The organism is Shewanella sp. ISS20 (assembly GCF_056522965.1).
In genome coordinates this window covers 2,173,331-2,194,729 of record NZ_JAWRZK010000001.1, presented here as the reverse complement: position 1 = coordinate 2,194,729, position 21,399 = coordinate 2,173,331, and the positions used below count along the sequence as shown (strand labels likewise).

Genomic DNA, 21,399 nt, shown 5'->3' with positions numbered 1-21,399 from the left:
ATTGCATAGTGATTTGAAAATGGCCGTTTAAGTAACAGCTAATTGAATTACGACTTACAGTGAGTGGCGACTTGGTATTGAAAGCCTTTAACCACTAAGGCGTAACTTAGGCAAGCAAGTATTGATGAATATAACGGCGCTTCAACCCAGCCTAAATCAAAGCAGGTAAATAAGAGGGCGCCGCTAATAAAGCCGGTAAGCAAGGATGTGAGCGCCGCGTATATATTACCTGGCAGCCAGTGCGCCAATAAGGTCGGGGCAACTAAGGCGGCCATTAAGGTGCCTGAACCTAAAATCGCTAACATAGAGAGCATGACGGGCGGCGCAAACAGCATTAACACAAAACCTAACAGGCCAAGGGTGACCACTGCGCTGCGATTAAGCACTAATACTTGGGTGCTATTAAGCTTTTTATGCGGCCAAATGGCTTGGCGCAAATCGTGGGAGGCAGCGCTTGCTATGGCATGCAGCACTGAATTAGCGGTAGATTTCATGGCGAACAAAATAAATAAGGTGACGATTGCCGCAAGGCCGGGTGATAAAAACTGGGTTAAAAATACCGGCATGGCATCATCGGGATTGGCTAAATTCGGTACTTTAAGGCGGATATAGCAGCCGACAATCGGCACTAAACTTAATAATAATGCCATCGGGGTAATATAAGCGGCGACGTGATGCACCTTAGTGGTATTGGCAAAAGCCATAAAGCGCGACGACATATAAGGCAGGGTCGCACTATAAATAAAGGCATAGGGCAGCACCATAAGTACATGCCAGCGGCTTGAACCATAGGGGCCAGAATGATCGGGGGCGAGTAAATCACTGTCGATGGCGTGAAGCTGATTAAATAAGTCTAGCGGGGCAATATCACTAAATACTGTGGCGACAATAATAACCGCCGAAATACACATGCCCATGACCATAAAGGTATCAGTAAATGCCACCGCCGCTAATCCGCCTGTGGCCGTATATAAAATAATAATACTGACCATAATAATCGAGGCGGTGGTGGGGCTAATACCTAACCATTGGCTGCCTAATAAGCCTAAGGCTTTAATTTGCCCGACCAGAAATACCAGTAGTAATAAAATAATAATAATGGCGGCAAACGCTTGGGTAATGCGTTTTATATGGCTTGGGCCATCGTGACTATTGGCAATATATTCAGCTATGGTGAGGGTGCCCATAGATTGCGCTTTTTGATGTAAGAAGCGCGCACATAATAAGACCGCCAGCACTATGGCTGGCGCGAAAAAGAAATTACCTAAGAGTTCTATCATGCCGTATTTATAGGCCACCCCAGGTGAGCCCATAAATCCCCAGCCAGAAAAGGCGGTAGCGACTATGGTGGCGGCGCCGATAAATGGCCCTAAACAGTTAGAGGCTAATAAGAATCCACTTTCACCTTTGCCTGAGTGCATGACGCGATTGCTATAAACCGATAAGCCTAACATGATGGCGACTGTGATCAGTAATAGCAGCCAATTGAGTAAGAAATTCATGCTAGTTCCTTGGCCACATAGGGCGCCAATTCTCCGCTGCCGTGATATTCATGGTAAGAAAAAATCACTATGACAAAAATACAAAGCAGTAAACTGGCAATAATAAATGCATCTAACGTCCAATAATTGGTAAACATTAGCTCGTCCTTATTGTATTTATTCTTATGCAGCAGAACGCCATCTAAATACTAGCATTCATGTACTTACATTCCTTTGGCTGGAATTCATCTTTATAGATTACCCCCATCAAAACTAGCGAATTTCTGCCGCAAACTATCGGAAAAATGCCGAGCATTAGCGGAAGATGTTAATTAATAGCGATTAGTGTTGTGATATGAACGCTGGCTAATTGAGTGGCGGTATTTATCAGTATTTGGGCGAGATAAATAAGCGTTATTAATGCAATTGGTAGTATTTAATCGCGGCTATCGACGCTGTCATTTAATGCAAGCTTGGTTGATGAATAGCGTATAAGCACATGCTACATAAGCCTTTTACATCAATATCTTAGCTGTTATTGCTAATATAGACTTTAGTCTAATGGCTAAGCTATTGACCAAATGCAGCAAGTCGTTAACACTAGGCCAACTTTTTATAATGGCTCTGTGGTGCTTACCTGAATAGTTAATGTCTAGTTTCTGACTACCTTTGCCAACCTTGCCCCGACAAGTTAAAGGCTGGCGATAGTGAATATCCAAAAAAAATGAACAAATAATACATCGCCAATAACACTGGATAATAATCATGCTGATTTTCTTTGGTTGCCTTGCCTTGCTAGTTCTAGCGTATAAATTTTATAGCCCCTTTGTGGAGCGCCAAGCGGGGATGGATGAACATGCCAAAACCCCGCAGCAACGCTTTAATGATGGGGTCGATTATGTGGAAGTGAGTCCGATAAAAGCCTTCCTTATTCAATTTTTGAACGTCGCTGGCGTGGGTCCAATCTTTGGTCCTATTTTAGGCGCGTTATACGGCCCGATTGCCTTAGTGTGGATTGTGATAGGTAATATTCTTGGCGGCGCAGTGCATGATTACTTCTCTGGGGTATTAAGTATTAAGGAAGATGGTAAAAGCTTGCCTGAAATTGCCGGTCACTACTTTAACGTATTCTTTAAAGGCTTAATGTTAGTGTTTACTGCCATGCTGCTGTTTTTTGTGGGCGTGGTATTTATCATGAGCCCAGCGGGGCTGTTAAGTAACTTAAGTTATTTTGAAGGTACCTTTTTAAGCGGCAACACTTTTTGGGTATTAGTGATTTTAATTTACTACTTTTTAGCCACCTTACTGCCGATTGATAAAATCATTACTAAGTTATATCCAGCCTTTGGTTTATTAATGATAGTGATGACAGTGTCCTTAGCTGTGGCGTTATTATTTAATGCACCGCACTTACCTATGCCGGCCGATTTTCTTGCCTATTTCGATCACAGTCATTACAACGAAGAGTTATTGCAACCTAACCCAGACGGCTTACCTGTATGGCCCTTGTTATTTGTGACTATTACCTGTGGCGCCATCAGTGGTTTCCATTCAACTCAAGCCCCAATTATGGCGCGCTGCTTAACCAATGAAAAATATGTGCGCCCTGTGTATTTTGGCGCCATGATGTCTGAAGGCGTAGTGGCTTGCGTATGGGCACTGGCGGGTATTGCTGCTTTCCCAGGTGGTTATGTTGAATTAAAGCAAGTGCTTGACCAAGGTGGCCCAGGTCTAGTGGTTAATCAGATTGCTACGAGTTATTTAGGCGTAATGGGCGGCGTAATGGCGATTATTGCCGTGGCTGTATTCCCTATTACTTCGGGTGATACCGCCTTTAGATCGCTGCGTTTAACCATGGTAGACGCCTTTAATATTCCTCAAAATCTGCGCAACCGTTTATTGTTGTCAGTGCCTATTTTAGTCATTGCTTACTTTATGACTAAAATCGATTTCACCTTAATTTGGCGTTACTTCGCGTTCTCTAACATGCTGTTATCAACCAGCGTCTTGTGGTTGGCCACTAAGTATTTATTAGACCGCAATGCCTTCCATTGGGTGGTGAGCTTACCGGCTGTGATTGGTACCAGCGTTACCTTCTCTTACATTATGACCGCAGGCATAGGTCTTGGATTAGCCCAAGAGCTAAGCCGACCCATAGGTATTGCTGTCGCTATTGTCTGCTTGATAGCCGTAGTGTTAGTGGATAGAAAATACAAGCTTGCGGCTGCCGCTGCGGCGTAAGTAGCTGTTAATTAGTGATTGTTAACTAAATAAGACCTCGCTTGCGAGGTCTTTTTTTAAGGTGTATTTATCGAGCCCTAGTCACTTAATGGCAGCAATGAATCGTCATCAGTCTGTTAATTAGCTCGGTTATCACGAAAATGATGAATTCACTGTATTTATCTTGTTGCTAACAAGTTGTTGGCTTGACGATTTGTCGTTATCAATTCAAAGTGTGGGCTGAAGAATAAGCACCACTAATGAGCCAAAGCCAACATAGATCAATAACGACTCATTAGTTGCAATACCAGCTTAGCGGCTACTGGCCCTAAGTGATAAGAAGTTAGGGGATCATGATGAAGAACAAGCGCTTTATTATCAGTGCGGTTGCGGCGGCCTGTTTGGCGGCGAGCGCCCATGCTGAGACCTTTTTATTGCAAGAGCCAAGTTTGGCTAAAGGCAACTTAGCCTTTGTGTATGGGGGTGATATTTATGTGGCCGATAAGCAAGGATTGCAAGTCAAACGCGTCACGTCACATCCTGCCAGCGAAACTAACCCGCATTTATCTCCCGATGGTCAGTGGATTGCCTTTACCGGTGGCTATGATGGTAATCAAGACGTCTATATAGTGCCAACGGCTGGTGGGCAACCGCAGCGCTTAACATGGCACCCCGGCATTGATGAAGTGAAAGGCTGGTCGCCCGATGGCAAGCAAGTGCTCTTTACCTCGCACCGCGATATCGCCCATAACCGCACTGGCCAATTATTTACCGTAAGCATTCATGGCGGCATGCCAGCCAAAGTGATGCAAGCGGCGGTATTTGATGGTGAGTTATCCCGCGACGGTAAAAAATTAGCTTACAATCCTGAACGTTTAGCCCATGGCGGCAAAAACGGTTGGCGTAATCATAGGGGCGGCACTACGCCGCCCATTTGGATTTATGACCTAGCGCTACACAGTTATACCGAAATCCCTCACGGCAACTTTAGTGACTGCTCTCCTATGTGGGTGGGCGATGATGTTTATTTTATTTCTGATCGTAATAACCATAAAAACCTCTACCGCTATAGCGCGGGTAAAGTCAGCCAAGTCACAGAATTTACCGATTGGGACATTGCCAACGCCGATGCCTATGGCACTGAAATTGTGTTTGAAAAGGGCGGTGCCCTGTTCATCTTTGATACTGTCACTGGCCTAAGTAAAGCCATAGGCATAGATATTCAAGCAGATTTACCCCAGCGCCGGCCGCAGTGGAAAGATGCGATGAAATCGTTAACGAGCAGCCAACTGTCTACCACTGGCAAGCGAGTGTTAGTGAGCGCGCGCGGCGATGTGTATAGCGTGCCAGTCAAAGATGGCAGCACTTATAACTTAACTAATAATGCCGCCGCCAATGAGCGCGACGGCTTGTGGTCACCTAAGGGCGATAAGCTCGCTTACATCACAGATAAGAGCCGCAGTTATCAGCTGGTATTGAGTGACCAATTTGGCAAGGTGCTCAAAACCGTTAATCTTGGCGGCGATCTCGGTGATGCCTTCTTGTTTGAATGGCTTAATGATGGCGATCATATTGTCTATGGCGATGCTGAAGCGGGATTATGGCTACTGAATATCAATTCAGGTAAAAGCCAGTTAGTGGCTAAGAGTTTTGGCATTAAAGCCTCTGGTGTTGCTAGCTCGCCCGATAGCCAGTGGTTAGCCTATACCAAGCTTAATCCTAATTATTTAAGTGACTTATATTTATATAACATTAAGTCGGCCAAGCATTTTAAAGTCACAGATGGCATGAGTGATAACAGCGAACCTGTGTTTAGCCGTGATGGTCAGTACTTGTATTTTGCCTCATCCACTAACCAAGGGCCGTCAGCCTTTGACTTAGATTTATCCAGCCAAGAGCAACCAAGGCGCTATGGTTTATACGCCTTAGTGTTGCAACAAGATGGCAAGTCGCCCTTACTGCCTAAGCTTAGCGATGAAGCTGAAATTAATGCCACTGAAAAACCAGCAACCCCTGCAACCCCAGCGGTTGCAGGCAAAACTGCTGAGTCAAGTGTTAGCCCTAAAACTCCAGAAGCGGCAGCGCCTGTGGTTATCGATACTGACAACTTAGCGCAGCGCATAGTCGCGCTCCCTGTTGCCCAGCGTAATTATTGGGATTTAGTCAGCGCCGATGATAATCATCTCTACTTTATTGAAGGCGTGCAGGCTGGCGCCAGTATTGAAGTTGATGGCCAAGGTTTAGCGAGCTCAGAGCTTAAGCGTTTTAATCTGACCGAGCGCAAGGTTGAAAGCTTAGCGCCGGATGTTAGCAGCGTAAGCGTGTCGGGTGATGGCAAACAGTTATTGTTAGTCAGTAAGGATAAGACACTGTCGACGGCTGCCGTTGGTGAAACCATTAAACCTGAAGTGTTAGTCACTACCGATGTTAAAGCGCTTATCGATCCACAAGATGAATGGCAGCAAATCTTTGATGAAGCCTGGCGGAACGAGCGGGATTATTTTTACGATGCCAATATGCATGGCCTAGATTGGCAAGCGGTTTACCATAAATATCAACCGCTAGTGAAGCATGTGGCGCGCCGCGAAGACTTAAACAGCTTAATGCGCGACATGATTTCTGAAATGCAGGTAGGCCATAACTACATAGTGGGCGGCGATATTCATCAAGAGCCGAGCGTTAAGGTTGGGCTATTAGGCGCGGATGTCGCTATTAACAAAGGCTTTTATCAACTCACTAAGATTTATAACGGTGAGCGCTGGAATCCGCATTTAAAAGCGCCGCTGGCCGTGCCTGGCTTAGATGTTAACGTCGGCGATTATATTTTGGCGGTGGATGGCAAAAACCTAAATACAGACGTGAGTTTTTACTCTTATTTTGTCAATAAGGCCGATAAGCAAGTGCGCCTTACCGTGAGTCATGATGGCAGCTTTGCTAACAGCAAAGTGGTGGTGGTTGAACCCATAGCAAGCGAGAGCGAATTGCGCCATGTGCATTGGGTAGAAACCAACCGCCAGTATGTGGATGAAGCCTCCAAAGGCCAGATAGGTTATGTGTATTTACCTAACACCACGACCGCGGGTTACAGCAGCTTTAACCGCATGTATTTTGCCCAAGTCGACAAGCAGGGCATGATTTTAGATGAGCGCAGTAATGGCGGCGGCCAAGCGGCCAACTATATTACCGATGTCTTGAGTCGCCAGTATTTATCTGGCTGGAAATATCGCTCTGATGAGATGATGTTCTCTACGCCATCGGGCGCCATGTACGGCCCGAAAGTGATGCTGATTGACCAGGATGCGGGCTCTGGCGGTGACTTTTTGCCATACGCCTTTAAACGCTTAAAGCTTGGCACCTTGATAGGTAAAACCACTTGGGGCGGCTTGATTGGCATTTATGCTAACCGTCCATTTGTCGATGGTGGCACTGTCACTGTGCCTAACTTCCGCTTCTTTACCCCAGATCATGAATGGCGTATTGAAAACGAAGGGGTAGCGCCAGATATCGAGGTGGAGTTAGACCCTGTCGCAGTCAATCAAGGCCGCGACCCACAGCTTGATAGCGCCTTAGCCGAAGTAACCTTGCAGCTAAAAACCGCTAAGCCAGTCGTGCACCAGCAAGCGCCAGCATTTCCCACTGAGCTTGGAAAATAGCAGGCAAATAGCGCGCTAAATATGGCCTTGGTCATTAACAATAAGCCACTCAATTGAGTGGCTTATTTTATGGGGCGCGGCTTAGCTAGGCGGGCAGGTTTTCCGTTGAGCTTACTTTTGCAGTTGAGCTTTTGCGGCTTCAACCTTGGCAAAATCTAATCCTAGCTCTTCCACGGCTTGCTTAATCAAGCCTGGATTTTGCATGACCATAGCCATTAATTGCTGCAGTTTTTCAGGCGCTATGCCTAACTGACTGATCACACCCATGGCCATTAATGGGTTTTCGGTCAAGGTTTGAAATAATGACTGAATTTGGCTATCACTGACTTGGTGTTCTTTTAACATAGCAATAATGGGATTCATCGCGGACTCGTTATCAATAGTGAATGGGTTTTGACTGCGCCAGATGTTATCACAGCTTAAGCACAGGCGCATATCAGCGCTTAGGCTGCTGTAACGCTTGTTGATCGCGTGTTCTTCGTTTGATTGGGCGGTTAGTTTTGCGGCTAACGGCACCATAGCAACACTAGCTCATCCTGAATTAACTATTGATTATTATCCTAAAATTAATGTACCTGTCAGTCATTTCAATCCATAATCGCGCGATTTTAATAAGATTGCAGATATTGATTTTGGCTTGGAGGATGTGCGGTGCAAGATAAATTAAGTAACTATGGGCGCTTTGTGATGGTGAATGCGCTAATAGCTATGGTCATAGCGTGTCATTATTTGGCTTATTTACCCCAGTGGCCAGCAGAGTTATTGGCGCAAGTGTTCTTGGTGAGTTCCAACATCAGCCATTTCATGGTGTTAACTGCAGGCTTAAGCTTAGTGGGCCTGCCGTTATTATTACTGCCCGCTCGGGCGCGCTTATTGAGTCAGGCATTGTTAGCGACCTTACCCCTGACGGCCTTGATCATAGATACCTTTGTATTTGCTCAGTATCGCTTTCATATTAATGCCGTGGTCTTAGAATTAGTGCTCTCTGGGCAAGTGGTTAGTTTTCCAGTCGTTATGTATCTGGCGACTGCCGCCACCATAGCCGCTATTTTTGTGGCTCAAGTCTTGCTGCTTATAGGATTGGCCAAACCGCAAAAAATTCGTTTTCGCATCTTAGCCGCAATAGGTGTTGTGTGTTTGCTGGCTAGTAATGGCATTCACATTTGGGCCGCTGCCCACGGTTATCAACCTGTGACTGTGTTAAAACGGTATTTTCCTCTGTTTTATCCGTTAACTGCCAATGGCTTACTGGCTAAGTATGGACTAGTTAATGCAGATGAAATTGCTGCGCAAAAGGCGCTGAATATTAAGCGTCAGGGCGATCTTAATTACCCGAAAGCGCCATTACTGCTTGAACCCATAGAACAGCCCATGAATATCATGATGATAGTGGTTGATTCATGGCGCTTTGATACCTTTAACGCGCAAAATACGCCGCATATGTGGCAATTTGCCAAGCAAGGGCAGAATTTCAACCAGCATTACGCCACAGGTAACTCTACCCGCACTGGTATTTTTGGCTTGTTTTATGGCGTGCATGGCACCTATTGGCACAGCTTTTTAGCCAATCAAACGTCACCATTATTGGTCGATAGAATGCAGCAATTGGGTTATCAAACCGGTATTTTTGCTGCCGCCCATTTACGCTCGCCTGAATTTAATCAAACCGTATTTAGTAAAATTAACGACTTACGCCTTGAGTCCGATGGCAGTCGCCCTGCGGAATTAGATCAAGACATCACCCAAGATTGGCAAGCATGGTATGGCGCGCGCGATGTTAAGCGTCCAAGCTTTTCCTTCTTATTTTATGATGCGCCCCATGGCTTTGATATGCCAGATGACTACCCCTTAGTGTATGAACCGCAGGCCAGTGGCGTGAATTTCTTAGCGTTAAACAACAGCTCTGACCCTAAGCCGCTGATTAATCGCTACAAGAATAGTGTTCATTATGTCGACAGTTTAGTGCAGCAAGTACTAACAACCTTAGAGCGCAGTGGCGATCTCGCGAATACCTTAGTGATTATCACAGGCGATCATGGCCAAGAGATTAATGACAATGGCTTAAACTTTTGGGGTCACAACAGTAACTTTACCTCAGTACAAGTGCATGTTCCCTTTGTTATGGTCGCGCCTAATATCAGTGCCGATAAGTTTTGGCCTGCCGATACTGTAACGACTCATTTAGATGTGGCACCAACCTTAGCTAAGCATTTTTTAGGGGTGCAAAATCCGGTCTCAGATTTTGCACAAGGCGCGGATTTACTTGGCCCAGTGGTGGAGCGACCATTTGTGATGGCTTCCAGTTACAGCAGTTATGCCATTATGACGCCCGATCGTATTTTAGAAGTCGGTGCCGGTGGGCAAATGCAGCTGCTAGACAATCATAATCGCCCTGTTCCTAACGAGAAATTGCAGCCAGAATATTTGCAGCAAGCATTAGCAGAATTAAGGTCGTTTTATCTTTAATCATTAAATGTTTAATTGATCAAACTAGCCCAAAGTAAGTTGTTCGCTTCGGGCTAAATATCACGGCAATGCTTGGCAAATCGTGTGTCTAGTGGCTTTTATGTTACATAAAAGAAGAAGGCCCTTACCGGGCCTTTTTGTTATTCATATAAAGAAACGGTATTTAGTAGTTGCTCAGTAAAATTGAAAATGTCATCGACAGTTTCTATAGGATGGCGAGTTTCATTTTTATCATAATCAAGAATCCCTATGTACTTTTGTTTAGCATTGAAGTGAAGTCTACATAATGGCTTTCTATTATTATCGTCAAGTAAGATGCCAAAATAGCTTTGGGTGTCTCTACTGGTAATTCGGCTAACATCCACTTTCTGCCTTAAAATTGCTTTTGTGATGTTAAAGCCTTCAATCTCTTCTGCAGTTGTATTTATTTTTGACTTTTCATCTTCGTCAGTAACTTTTGACTCGATAATTGGTGTTGTTTCAGTCTCAGCTTTGTCATTACCTAATGCAGACTTAAGACGCTCATTAATGCTGTCATTGAGGAATTGTCTAAGTGCTTTTTGCGTAATTTCATAGAACTGCTGTTTTACTTTTGCAGTCAGCGTTCCATCATAGGCTCTTGATGCAAAAAATCTCACAAACTCATCTTCGGGATCTTTGAATTGCTCAGAGATTATTTTCTTTATTTGGCTGAGATATTTCAATTCACCCGCAGAGCTTACAATTGAATCAATGTCAAAAACGGTTTTCGATAACTTTTTGATTTCAACTATGATGTGCTCGTCTATATCTTGGATATTGAATTCTAAATATGGCTTCTCGTCCATCTTGTTTGGCGCGTCCATATCTGTAAATACTTGATATTCAATGCCATTGGTAAGTATTGCTAATCGAGCATTTGTGACTGAAAAATATCTAAATAGCTGTGCTGCATGTTTTATGGAAAGTTTTTCACCATACTTTTTGCACTCGATTAATATTTGCACTTCATTATCTTTCATCAGCGCATAATCAACTTTTTCAGCCTTTTTACCGACCGTATCAGCGGTAAATTCTGGAATGACCTCTGTTGGGTCAAAAACATCCCATCCCAATACTGTGCCAAGAAATGGCATAATTAAGGCGTTTTTTGTTGCTTCTTCGGTCTGCAACTTATCCTGAATTTGCGGGATTCGTTTTGCTAATATGTTGACGCGTTCAATAAAGTCCATTTTATTACTCTTGTTTTGCATTAGTAGGCTTGTTTTATATCAGCCAGCTAATAAATTATCTAGACTGATAAATGCTAATTGTCGTCTTAACCATTTAATTTCTATTGACGACCACTCAATTTAAGTTTGCTAATTTAAATGACTACTAATTTATATATAGCAATATTAAGTTAAGACGATGGTAAAAAGAATATTAGAAAGTGGACGGTTGGAATAGATAGTGTGTTGTCGAGTTCGAGACCATCTGCGGCAAGGATGCCGCAGTTGAGCCTACAAGGATGTACTCGCGGCGAGTCGAGAAATCGACAACACGGTAGCCCGCCGCAGGCGAATAGCCATGACAAGTTAATGAGTATCACTCATCATAGTTGCCAGCAAAACTTGGTTTACACGGCAAGTGAAACTAACCTCCACATCCGTGTAAACCATACCAACAGCGAAACTCATAACCACACCATCAGCAGAAAAATTCCGAACCTGTTTACACTGGGCGTTGATTACTCTGGATCATAATCAAGCACAGGTGCTAACCACTTCTCGGTGTCTGTCACTGACATGCCTTTGCGCTTGGCATAGTCTGCCACTTGATCGCGACCAATATTGGTGATGCCAAAGTAGCGCGATTGTGGGTGGGCAAAGTACCAGCCAGAAACCGCGGCTGTGGGGTACATGGCATAGCTTTCTGTAATGTTAAGATTGATAGTTTCATCGGGCTTAAGTAAGTCCCACAATAAGCCTTTTTCGGTGTGATCAGGGCAAGCGGGATACCCTGGGGCTGGGCGTATGCCTTTATATTTTTCGCGAATTAAGGCTTCGTTATCAAGCATTTCATCACTGGCGTAACCCCAAAACTCTTTGCGCACACGCTCGTGCATCCGCTCAGCAAAGGCTTCGGCTAAACGGTCTGCTAAGCATTTAAGCATAATGGCATTGTAGTCATCGTGATTGGCTTCAAAGCGCGCCACATGCTCATCTATGCCGTGACCTGTGGTAACTGCAAAACCGCCCATGTAATCAGCAATGCCGCTGTCTTTTGGTGCCACAAAATCGGCAAGGCAGAAGTTATGGTTGCCGACGCGCTCGATTTGCATCCGCAGGTGATGAGTCGTTAACTCAAGCTCAGTGCGGCTGTCATCGGTATAAAGTTCAATATCATCAAAATTGACTGTATTGGCTGGGAATAAACCGATAACGCCTTTGGCGGTCAGCCATTTTTCTTGGATTATGGTATTAAGCATGGCCTTGCCATCGGCAAACAGTTTTTGGGCTTCTTCGCCGACTACTTTATCGGTAAGGATTTCGGGGTAATGGCCGTGCAATTCCCACGCGCGGAAAAACGGTGTCCAATCGATGCGCTCCACTAAATCGGCGAGCGGATAATCATCAAACACTTGGCGGCCGAGTACCTTAGGCGTAACTGGGGTGTAATTGGCCCAATCATGCTGGCAGCTATTAGCGCGAGCCTCTTCAATGGAGACGATATTTTTGCGTTTAGCCTGAGCTAAGCGCTTTTCGCGCATATCCGCATATTCGGCATAGGTTTGATCTATGGTGGCTTGGCGCGTCTCATTGCTAATCAGTTTACTGACCATAGGCACAGCGCGGGACGCATCGGCAATGTAAATGGCGCCATGGGGATAATGGGGGGCTATTTTTACTGCGGTATGAATTTTCGAGCAAGTGGCGCCGCCAATAATCGCCGGTATAGTTAAGCCTTCGCGGTGGAAGGTTTTAACGTTATGCACCATTTCATCAAGGCTTGGGGTAATTAAGCCTGACATGCCGATAATATCAATCTTGTGGGTTTTCACTGCTTCTAGAATCTTATCAACCGATACCATAACGCCTAAATCAAACACTTCAAAACCGTTACAGGCGAGCACTACGCCGACGATATTCTTGCCGATATCGTGCACATCGCCCTTGACTGTCACCATTAAAATTCTGCCGTTAGACTGACCTTCGGCTTTTTCTAGTTCTATATAAGGGTTTAAGTAGGCCACCGCCTTTTTCATGACGCGCGCCGATTTAACCACTTGGGGTAAGAACATTTTGCCTGAGCCAAAGAGGTCACCGACTATGTTCATGCCATCCATTAATGGCCCTTCAATCACATCGAGCGGACGGGTGGCAAGTTGGCGCGCTTCTTCGGTATCTTGGTCGATAAACTCGGTAATACCTTTAACGAGTGCGTGGGCGAGGCGTTGCTTGACTGGCCAAGTACGCCACTCAAGATCTTCTTTTTTACTCACAGTGGCTCCATCGCCGCGGTACTGCTCGGCGATTTCTAACAGTTGCTCGGTATTGCTGGAGTCCGCCACTTTACATGGCAAATTAAGCACTACATTTTCAACCCGCGCTTTTAATTCGGGGTCAATATCATCATAAATCGCTAACTGCCCAGCGTTGACTATGCCCATGTCCATACCGACATTAATGGCGTGATATAAAAACACGGCATGTATGGCTTCGCGCACCGGATTATTACCGCGAAACGAAAACGACACATTCGATACGCCGCCAGAAATCATGGCGTGGGGCAGGGTGGCCTTAATTTCTTTAATGGCATCAATAAAATCGACGGCATAGTTGTCGTGCTCATCTATACCTGTGGCGATGGCAAAAATATTGGGGTCAAAAATAATGTCTTCGGGCGGAAAACCAACCTTATCAACTAACACCCGATAAGCGCGGGTACAAATTTCAATTTTGCGCGCCTTAGTATCGGCTTGGCCTTGTTCATCAAACGCCATGATGATGGCCGCGGCGCCGTAGCGCTTCACTAAGGTGGCTTGCTCAATAAACTTAGCTTCGCCTTCTTTTAAGGATATAGAGTTAACTATGCTCTTGCCTTGAACGCATTTAAGCCCAGCTTCTATCACTTCCCATTTAGAGGAGTCGATCATAATCGGCACGCGGCTAATATCTGGCTCAGAGGCAATTAAATTTAAAAACTTATGCATGATTTCAGCGCCATCGAGCATGCCTTCATCCATGTTGATATCAATAATTTGCGCGCCGCTTTCTACTTGCTCGCGGGCAACATCGAGCGCTTCTTCAAATTTTCCTTCTTTAATCAGGCGTAAAAACTTAGCTGAACCTGTGACGTTAGTGCGCTCCCCCACGTTTACAAACAAGGTTTTGGCAGCGATAGTCAGTGGTTCCAAACCTGCTAGGCGGCATGCAACCGGAATATTTGGTATCAGTCTTGGCGGGTGTTTAAGCACAGCGTCACGAATAACGCGGATATGCTCTGGGGTACTGCCGCAGCAGCCGCCAATAATATTCAGTAAGCCTTCGGCCGCCCATTCTTTAATTACCCGCGCCATGTCGTGGGGCGTTTCATCATAGCCACCAAATTCGTTAGGTAAGCCGGCATTCGGGTGCGCCGATACAAAGCATTCGCTAATGCGCGCTAATTCTTCCACATAAGGGCGCAGTTCTTTTGGGCCAAGGGCGCAGTTAAGGCCAATGGATAGCGGCTTGATATGGCGCAGTGAATTATAAAAGGCTTCTGTGGTTTGGCCGGTTAAGGTGCGACCCGAGGCATCGGTAATAGTGCCAGATATCATTACCGGTGGGCGATTTGGTGAATGCACCCCAAAGAGTTCATCAAAGACAGTTTCAATGGCAAATAAGGCGGCTTTCGCATTTAAGGTATCAAAGATGGTTTCAACTAAGATAATATCGCTGCCGCCTTCGATGAGGGCTTTGGTAGATTCAGTGTAAGCGGTCACTAACTCATCAAAGCTGACGTTGCGAAAGCCAGGGTCATTAACATCAGGGCTAATGGAGCAAGTACGGTTAGTGGGGCCTAACACACCCGCCACATAGCGGCGAACTCCGGTTGCGAGTGTGACTTCATCACAGGCCTCACGGGCTAAGCGCGCGCCTGCAAAGTTAATCTCGGCCGACAGTGACTGCATGTCATAATCAGCCATAGCGATAGTAGTGGCGTTAAAGGTATTAGTTTCAATAATATCGGCGCCAGCAAGCAGGTAATCTCGATGAATTTGTTTGATGATCTGTGGTTGAGATAATACCAAGAGGTCGTTGTTACCTTTAACATCGGTATGCCAATCCTTAAAGCGCTCACCGCGGTAATCGGCTTCTTGTAATTGATGGCCTTGGATCATAGTGCCCATGGCGCCATCGAGCACCAGAATGCGCTCGGTCAATGCTTGGGTTAATGCCGCGCGTACAGAATTACCTTGTTGAGCTTGAGATTCGCGTTCCATGATCATCTTCCTGCTAGTTATTATCGTGCTAACTGTTATTTATCTTATAGTTATCGGCCAATCCACTATGGAGTAGCCGCGCTTTAGATGCCAGTTTTTGTTGTGATCTTGTTGTGGTTATTGCCTTGTTCGGTAATCTTACCCACCTAGTTTTGTGTCTCTGGTCTAAAATGTTTTGGATGTTTAAACGTATAGACGTCTATAATCATGTTTTTTGATGGCTAATGCAAGTAGGGGCATCACAGTACCAAGCTCAGCTTAATTGGTGGAGACTGGCTAGCTTAAGTTGGCTTAAATTGGCTTAAGTGAGTTTTCCGGAGTGAGTTAACTGGAATGAGTTAGTCAGATTAGCTAACTGAGATGGCGCTAATACTGGTAGCCAATGGCACTTGGCTACCACTGTTTTTAATTGATTGTTTTATGCAACTGCGAGGGGCTAATGCCAAGAGCTACTACTAGTGCTACAAACACCACCATTGATGCTACAAAATCAGATGGGGATAGCACTGAGTTTACCAACGTGCGCATTATGCTGTTTCGACACGGGCAGTGTCATGGCGGCGCAATCTTTCGTGGCCATAGCGATGTCGCGCCGAGCGCGCTTGGCTTGCAACAATTGCAGCAAGCCCTGACTCATAGCTATGCGCGCTTGGGCGCACCTCATTTGATTGTGAGCTCAGATCTTGGGCGCTGCCGCCAAGGGCTGATGACGTTTTATCAGCAGCATTGGCCGAATGGCGCAGGGCCCAAGGTTGAAGTGACTGAGCAATTACGTGAGCTTAATTATGGCGATTGGGACGGGCAGTTAATTAGCAATATTTATCAGCACACGCCAAGCGCCGTTGAAGATTTTTATGCCGACCCTTGGGCATTTGCGCCGCCAAATGCTGAAACCATGGCAGCCTTTGCCGCGCGGCTTGATAGCCTGTGGCAGCAAGTGTTGACCAGTGTTCTTACGCGCGCGCCTGCTAATCGCCATAATCACAGTACGCCGTGTGTGTGGCTAGTCACTCATGGCGGCGTGATGCGCTACTTAATGGCTAAAGCCTTAGGGCTTGGGCAGCATGCCGGTATTTATAGTCAGTTACAGCTAGGCTATGGCGCTGAGGTGGAAATCATGGCTTGTTTAGATAAAGGTCAGTGGCATTTACGCTTGATTTGGCCAAGCGCGGCTGGCTGAAGCTAAAAAGGGCGTGGTATCTGAGTTTACAGCTTAACAGTGCAAGGTTTAGCACCTAAGGGTGATAGCGCTTAACACTCAACACTCAACACTTAACAGTAACTTGAGCGCAAAAATTACGTTAGAATTGCCCGCGGCTTGGCTTGGGCTTTCGCTAAAAATACAAACACAAACTCGAACTAAGCTTGCCACACAATCGAGTCAAAGGTGCCAAGGCAGCATGCTGCAACTTGGCGATAAAGGGAATCGGGGAGCGTTAGCTCATAAGCCCGAACTGTACCCGCAACTGTAAGAGCTTAGGCTCAAGTCAGAATACCTGCCTTTGACAACCACTTATCATGCTAGGCGGGTCACCTAGCCGGAGAGACACAGTGAATCACAGCGCAATTTCAATGGCTCGCGCCCCTCTTGACGCCAAGCTTGGCCGCACCGCTTATTTGCTCGGGGCGCGCCATGGCATCGCTTGAGGTTAACGGCTTACACTGGCAAGTGGGCGATCGCGCCTTACTCGATGCTATCGCTTTTTCTGTAAAGACAGGGCAAATGCTTGGCATTATTGGCCCCAATGGCGCGGGTAAGTCATCATTGCTGCGCTGCCTTTACCGCTATATAGTGCCAACAGCGGCCACTATTGAGCTTAATGGCGAGCCGATTGCTCAGTATTCTGCCAAGGAATTTGCCCGTAAAGTCGCTGTGGTGCAGCAAGATACTCCTGTTGAACTGGATATGACGGTTGAGCAACTAGTGGCTCTAGGGTTAACGCCGCATAAAGGTTGGTTTGCTTCACTTACCGCCAGCGATAAAGCCAATATTGCAGCCGTGCTTGAGCGCGTGGGCATCTCCCTATTAGCAAAGCGCCCTTATCACGGCCTATCGGGCGGCGAGAAACAGCGCGCCTTAATTGCCAGAGCCTTATTGCAGCAACCGCAATTACTCATCTTAGATGAACCCACCAATCATCTGGATATTCGCTATCAAATCCAAATTATGGAATTAGTGCATTCGCTGGATATGACAGTCATAGCCTCGATTCACGATCTCAATTTAGCCAGCGCCTTGTGCGATCAGTTATTAATGCTTAATCACGGCCAAGTAGTGGCCATGGGCACGCCCGCAGAAGTGCTGACAGAAGCGCGCATTGCCGATGTCTTTGGTGTGTGCTGTCAGCTAGTTAAGCATCCGCAGCACTCGCGCCCATGTATTCAATATTTTTACGGTTATGAATTTCAAAATCGATCGCCTAACCAAGTCTCTAGCCAATCACTTCATCAAGGGATTAATCAGCACAAGGTCAATAACTAACATGCTGTTTAAGACACATATCAAAGCAAGCACTCTGGCTGGGCTCAGTTATAGCGCCGCCTTAGTGATGATGTTACTGGGCTTGTTATTGAGTTTATTATTGAGCTTATTGCTGGCCAGCAGTTTCGGGGCTGTGCCTTTATCTATGAGTCATATTCTCAAGGATGTAATGAGTTTTATCACAGGTGCCGCGCCGGATTCATTAAGCTGGCAAATATGGTGGCAACTGCGTTTACCGCGGGTTTTACTCGCCTTTATCGCAGGCGCAGGCTTATCCATAGCGGGCGCCGTATTACAAATGGTGACTCGTAACCCATTGGCCGACCCTTATTTATTTGGTATCTCATCGGGGGCCTCATTAGGGGCTGTGGTTGTTATGACCTCGGCGCTCGGTAGCGCGGCATTGTCTTGGTTAAGTTTGCCCATAGGCGCTTTTATTGGCGCGAGTCTATCAGCGCTTTTAGTGTTAGGCGTTAGCGGCAAAGGCTTGCATGGACAGGTGGAACGCATGCTATTAGCTGGGGTGGCCACATCCTTTATGTTTGCCGCCTTGGCGAGCTTATTGCTGTATTTCTCTGATCCTATGGCTGCGGCCTCTGTGCTGTTTTGGACCTTGGGCAGCTTTAGCGCTGCTACTTGGCAAGGGTTATTACTGCCAAGCGTGGTAGTGCTTGTGAGCCTTGGCATATTGCTAGCGATGAAACGGCAGTTATTAGCCATGTTAGGCGGCGATGAAACTGCCCATACTTTAGGCTTGAACGTCGCCAATTTACGGCTTAAGGTATTGTTATTATGCTCATTAATTACAGCTGTGCTGGTTGCCACTTGTGGCGGCATTGGCTTTGTTGGCTTGATGATCCCACACACAGTTAGGTTATTGCTCCCCGGGCGGCAGCCATTATTGCTGATAGCTCTTACGGGCGGCATTTTTATGGTATGGGTGGATGTTTTAGCGCGTTTATTAATCCCTAATCAAGAGTTACCTGTAGGCGTTATTACAGCCGCACTAGGTAGCGTATTTTTTCTCTTTGTACTTAAGCGGCGGCAACAGGAACACGATGTTTAATATCAAGTCATTAGATAAGAGTAATCAAGCAAGCATTCAGCATGTTATCAATCAAAAAACTAAGCCGTTAGGCGCGCTTGGTAAGCTTGAATCCTTAGCGCTGCAAGTGGCATTAGTGCAAAACCAAGCTAAATTAGCAATTTCATCACCAACCATGTTGGTGTTTGCAGGCGATCATGGCATAGCCAATGAAGGTGTATCGATTGCGCCGCAAGCGGTAACGCGCCAGATGTTGCAGAACTTTTTAGCCGGCGGCGCCGCGGTGAATGTGTTTTGTCGGCAAACGGGCTTTAAGCTGGGCTTAGTGGATGCTGGCATAGTTAAACCGTTAACGGCACCTGAGCAAGTCACCAATCAAGGGGATTTCTTTAGCTGCCGTTTAGGGGCGGGTACTCGCGCCTTTCATTTGCGTGATGCCATGAGTTTAGAGCAAGTGGAGCAAGGCTTAACGCAGGCGCGCACCTTAGTGAATCACTATCAAGCTCAAGGCTGTAATTTATTGGCCCTTGGCGAAATGGGCATAGGTAATACCTCATCGGCCGCCGCCATTTTAGCGGCCTTAACCGATTTGGACGCCAAAGATTGTGTGGGACGCGGCACTGGCATAAGCGATGATGCCCTTGAGCATAAAGTGCGTTTAGTGCAATTAGCCTTAAATACTCACCGCAAAAAAATGAAAGATGCTAAAGCGATTTTAGCTGCCGTGGGCGGCTTTGAAATAGTCATGCTGACGGGCGCCATTTTAGCGGCCGCTGAGCAAGGCATGCTGGTGATTATTGATGGTTTTATTGTTACCGCCGCTGCGCTACTTGCCGTGAACATGCACCCAGAGTGCCGCGATTATTTAATTTTTGCCCATAACAGCGCCGAGCGTGGTCATCAGCTGATGCTGAACTTATTAAATGCTGAGCCGATTTTAGATTTAGGCATGCGCCTTGGTGAAGGTAGCGGCGCCGCCTTATGTTTACCTATGGTTGAGGCCGCAGTGAATTTTTATAACCAGATGGCAAGCTTTGATGATGCTAAGGTCGATGCTGTGGTTCCTGCCAATGCTAACGATGACAGCGCGCTGTGATGGCGCGTCTCATCAAAGAATGGCAATTAATGCTGGTTGCCATCGGCTTTTTCACCCGCATTCCTGTGCCTGCCAGCATACAAGTTGATAGCGACAAGCTTAATCATGCCAGTCGCTACTTTGGTTTAGTCGGTATTTTAATGGGCGCCCTGTGCGGCCTAGCATTAGTGATATTGGCCCAGTGGTTACCTATCTCAGTCGTGGTCATTATTGTGATGCTGCTGAGCGTGCTACTCACCGGCGCCTTTCATGAAGATGGTTTAGCCGATACTGCCGATGGTTTTGGCGGCGGCTGGCAAGTGAGCGATAAGCTTGCGATCATGAAGGACTCGCGTCTTGGCACTTATGGCGCGGTCGCCATATTGCTTATTTTATTGCTGAAATGGCAAGCCTTAACCTTACTGGCTGAGCATTCGTTAATGGCTGCGGTCGTGGCGCTCGTGCTCGCTCACGGTTTAAGCCGCGTATTAGCGGCGAGCCTTATTTACACTGAAACTTATGTGCGTGATGAAGGTAAATCTAAGCCGCTGGCTAATCAGCAGCAACCTATTGATTTAGGTGTATTATTACTCACGGCATTAGTACTGGTATTCTCGCTGCCGTTAAGCACTATTATGGTGTTAGGCATAGGTCTTATTGCCTGTCGGCAACTGTTGGTCTTATGGTTTCGCCGCCAAATTGGCGGTTATACCGGCGATACCTTAGGTGCGGCGCAGCAGCTTAGTGAAGTGTTGATTTATCTGTTGCTACTTGCCATTACAGGCAGTCAATTAATGCCATGGATACCACTTATATGAAGCATTTAGTCATAGGCGGCTGTCGCAGTGGTAAGAGTCGCTTTGCTGAGCAGTGTATTGCCGATTTAGTGCAAACTTATCCTGGCTATTCTTGCCATTATGTGGCGACAGCCTTGGCACTGGATGATGAAATGCGCGCGCGTATTGAGCGCCATCAAAAAGACAGGCAAGGCGGCGCCATCAAGTGGCACACCCATGAAGTAGGCACTGAATTAGCGGCGACGTTACACGCCTTAAATCATCCCCAGCAACTAGTGCTAGTGGACTGTTTAACCTTGTGGTTAAGCGGCTATTTATGTGATGAAGCTAATTTATGTGATGACGCTAAGCATCTAGTGGCCGATACAGAGCATTTTAACCAAGTTAAGCAGCAACTGCTGGTGGCCATCACAGATTTTAGTGGTCACTTAGTTATCGTCAGTAATGAAGTGGGCTCAGGCATAGTGCCTTTAGGCGAGTTATCGCGCCGCTTCACTGATGAAGCCGGTTGGCTCAACCAAGCGGTAGCCGCGTGCGCTGATAAGGTTACTTTAGTGGTGGCAGGACTGCCTTTGCCACTTAAATCAAGGCCTTAACGCTATGTTCGCAAAGACAGCAGTGTTAGCACCGAAGTGATAAAACCGTATCGATAGCATCCTATCGATAAGAGCTGTGTCGATACTAACAGTAGCGACACGTAAGCGCTGAGCCCAAAAGGCCTTGGCGCTGAT

General features: G+C 46.3%; 14 protein-coding genes and 1 riboswitch. Of the genes, 9 read left to right on the top strand and 5 right to left on the bottom strand.

Annotated elements, in window-relative coordinates:
- Nucleotides 1–47 precede the first annotated feature (47 nt).
- Both AC1HDP_RS10145 and AC1HDP_RS10140 read right to left on the bottom strand, forming a co-directional pair.
- On the bottom strand, nt 48–1,502 hold the full coding sequence (locus AC1HDP_RS10145) for a sodium:solute symporter family protein (RefSeq protein ID WP_479638660.1): 1,455 nt from the start codon (nt 1,500–1,502) through the stop codon (nt 48–50).
- Nucleotides 1,499–1,639 carry a hypothetical protein gene (locus AC1HDP_RS10140; RefSeq protein ID WP_479638659.1) on the bottom strand — a complete coding sequence of 47 codons (141 nt, stop codon included), beginning with the start codon at nt 1,637–1,639 and terminating at the stop codon, nt 1,499–1,501. The genes AC1HDP_RS10145 and AC1HDP_RS10140 overlap by 4 nt, the downstream gene beginning before the upstream one ends.
- Before the next feature lie 607 nt (nt 1,640–2,246).
- Here AC1HDP_RS10140 and AC1HDP_RS10135 point away from each other — a divergent pair.
- Nucleotides 2,247–3,722 (top strand): carbon starvation CstA family protein, encoded by a 1,476-nt coding sequence (locus AC1HDP_RS10135; RefSeq protein WP_479638658.1) that lies wholly within the window; start codon nt 2,247–2,249, stop codon nt 3,720–3,722.
- 332 nt (nt 3,723–4,054) lie between these two features.
- Entirely contained in the window at nt 4,055–7,354 is a 3,300-nt protein-coding gene (locus AC1HDP_RS10130) for a S41 family peptidase (protein ID WP_479638657.1), read from the top strand.
- A gap of 111 nt (nt 7,355–7,465) precedes the next feature.
- Here AC1HDP_RS10130 and AC1HDP_RS10125 read toward each other — a convergent pair whose 3' ends face one another.
- Nucleotides 7,466–7,717: a DUF2999 family protein gene (locus AC1HDP_RS10125; RefSeq protein WP_140933605.1), complete on the bottom strand. Its 252-nt coding sequence runs from the start codon at nt 7,715–7,717 to the stop codon at nt 7,466–7,468.
- A gap of 288 nt (nt 7,718–8,005) precedes the next feature.
- Between AC1HDP_RS10125 and AC1HDP_RS10120 the strand changes: the two genes are divergently transcribed.
- Nucleotides 8,006–9,820 (top strand): DUF3413 domain-containing protein, encoded by a 1,815-nt coding sequence (locus AC1HDP_RS10120; protein ID WP_479638656.1) that lies wholly within the window; start codon nt 8,006–8,008, stop codon nt 9,818–9,820.
- 140 nt (nt 9,821–9,960) lie between these two features.
- Here the strand turns inward: AC1HDP_RS10120 and AC1HDP_RS10115 are convergent, their stop codons facing one another.
- Together AC1HDP_RS10115 and metH are read right to left on the bottom strand one after the other, a co-directional pair.
- On the bottom strand, nt 9,961–11,031 hold the full coding sequence (locus AC1HDP_RS10115) for a type I restriction endonuclease (RefSeq protein WP_479638655.1): 1,071 nt from the start codon (nt 11,029–11,031) through the stop codon (nt 9,961–9,963).
- A 497-nt stretch (nt 11,032–11,528) separates the two neighbouring features.
- Nucleotides 11,529–15,269, bottom strand: coding sequence for a methionine synthase (metH, locus tag AC1HDP_RS10110; RefSeq protein ID WP_479638654.1), 3,741 nt, complete (start codon nt 15,267–15,269; stop codon nt 11,529–11,531).
- Between the two features lie 439 nt (nt 15,270–15,708).
- On the opposite strand from metH, the gene AC1HDP_RS10105 reads away from it, so the two are divergent.
- The 6 genes from AC1HDP_RS10105 to cobU all read left to right on the top strand — a co-directional run bounded on the left by AC1HDP_RS10105 (nt 15,709) and on the right by cobU (nt 21,264).
- Nucleotides 15,709–16,449, top strand: coding sequence for a histidine phosphatase family protein (locus AC1HDP_RS10105; protein WP_479638653.1), 741 nt, complete (start codon nt 15,709–15,711; stop codon nt 16,447–16,449).
- Between the two features lie 188 nt (nt 16,450–16,637).
- Nucleotides 16,638–16,787: riboswitch (cobalamin riboswitch) on the top strand.
- 115 nt (nt 16,788–16,902) lie between these two features.
- On the top strand, nt 16,903–17,751 hold the full coding sequence (locus tag AC1HDP_RS10100; RefSeq protein WP_479638652.1) for an ABC transporter ATP-binding protein: 849 nt from the start codon (nt 16,903–16,905) through the stop codon (nt 17,749–17,751).
- A 67-nt stretch (nt 17,752–17,818) separates the two neighbouring features.
- Complete coding sequence (locus AC1HDP_RS10095) at nt 17,819–18,817, top strand: FecCD family ABC transporter permease (protein ID WP_479639871.1); 999 nt, start codon at nt 17,819–17,821, stop codon at nt 18,815–18,817.
- On the top strand, nt 18,810–19,892 hold the full coding sequence (gene cobT, locus AC1HDP_RS10090; RefSeq protein WP_479638651.1) for a nicotinate-nucleotide--dimethylbenzimidazole phosphoribosyltransferase: 1,083 nt from the start codon (nt 18,810–18,812) through the stop codon (nt 19,890–19,892). The genes AC1HDP_RS10095 and cobT overlap by 8 nt, the downstream gene beginning before the upstream one ends.
- Nucleotides 19,892–20,689 carry an adenosylcobinamide-GDP ribazoletransferase gene (locus AC1HDP_RS10085; RefSeq protein ID WP_479638650.1) on the top strand — a complete coding sequence of 266 codons (798 nt, stop codon included), beginning with the start codon at nt 19,892–19,894 and terminating at the stop codon, nt 20,687–20,689. Before cobT ends, AC1HDP_RS10085 begins: the two co-directional genes overlap by 1 nt.
- Nucleotides 20,686–21,264, top strand: coding sequence for a bifunctional adenosylcobinamide kinase/adenosylcobinamide-phosphate guanylyltransferase (cobU, locus tag AC1HDP_RS10080; RefSeq protein ID WP_479638649.1), 579 nt, complete (start codon nt 20,686–20,688; stop codon nt 21,262–21,264). The genes AC1HDP_RS10085 and cobU overlap by 4 nt, the downstream gene beginning before the upstream one ends.
- Nucleotides 21,265–21,399 lie beyond the last annotated feature (135 nt).

Coding starts and splice junctions, on each gene's coding strand:
- AC1HDP_RS10130 (WP_479638657.1), top strand. CDS start 4,055: ATGATGAAGAACAAGCGCTTTATTATCAGTGCGGTTGCGGCGGCCTGT.
- AC1HDP_RS10140 (WP_479638659.1), bottom strand. CDS start 1,639: ATGTTTACCAATTATTGGACGTTAGATGCATTTATTATTGCCAGTTTA.
- AC1HDP_RS10125 (WP_140933605.1), bottom strand. CDS start 7,717: ATGAATCCCATTATTGCTATGTTAAAAGAACACCAAGTCAGTGATAGC.
- metH (WP_479638654.1), bottom strand. CDS start 15,269: ATGGAACGCGAATCTCAAGCTCAACAAGGTAATTCTGTACGCGCGGCA.
- cobT (WP_479638651.1), top strand. CDS start 18,810: ATGTTTAATATCAAGTCATTAGATAAGAGTAATCAAGCAAGCATTCAG.
- AC1HDP_RS10105 (WP_479638653.1), top strand. CDS start 15,709: ATGCCAAGAGCTACTACTAGTGCTACAAACACCACCATTGATGCTACA.
- AC1HDP_RS10145 (WP_479638660.1), bottom strand. CDS start 1,502: ATGAATTTCTTACTCAATTGGCTGCTATTACTGATCACAGTCGCCATC.
- AC1HDP_RS10100 (WP_479638652.1), top strand. CDS start 16,903: ATGGCATCGCTTGAGGTTAACGGCTTACACTGGCAAGTGGGCGATCGC.
- AC1HDP_RS10095 (WP_479639871.1), top strand. CDS start 17,819: ATGATGTTACTGGGCTTGTTATTGAGTTTATTATTGAGCTTATTGCTG.
- cobU (WP_479638649.1), top strand. CDS start 20,686: ATGAAGCATTTAGTCATAGGCGGCTGTCGCAGTGGTAAGAGTCGCTTT.
- AC1HDP_RS10085 (WP_479638650.1), top strand. CDS start 19,892: ATGGCGCGTCTCATCAAAGAATGGCAATTAATGCTGGTTGCCATCGGC.
- AC1HDP_RS10115 (WP_479638655.1), bottom strand. CDS start 11,031: ATGGACTTTATTGAACGCGTCAACATATTAGCAAAACGAATCCCGCAA.
- AC1HDP_RS10135 (WP_479638658.1), top strand. CDS start 2,247: ATGCTGATTTTCTTTGGTTGCCTTGCCTTGCTAGTTCTAGCGTATAAA.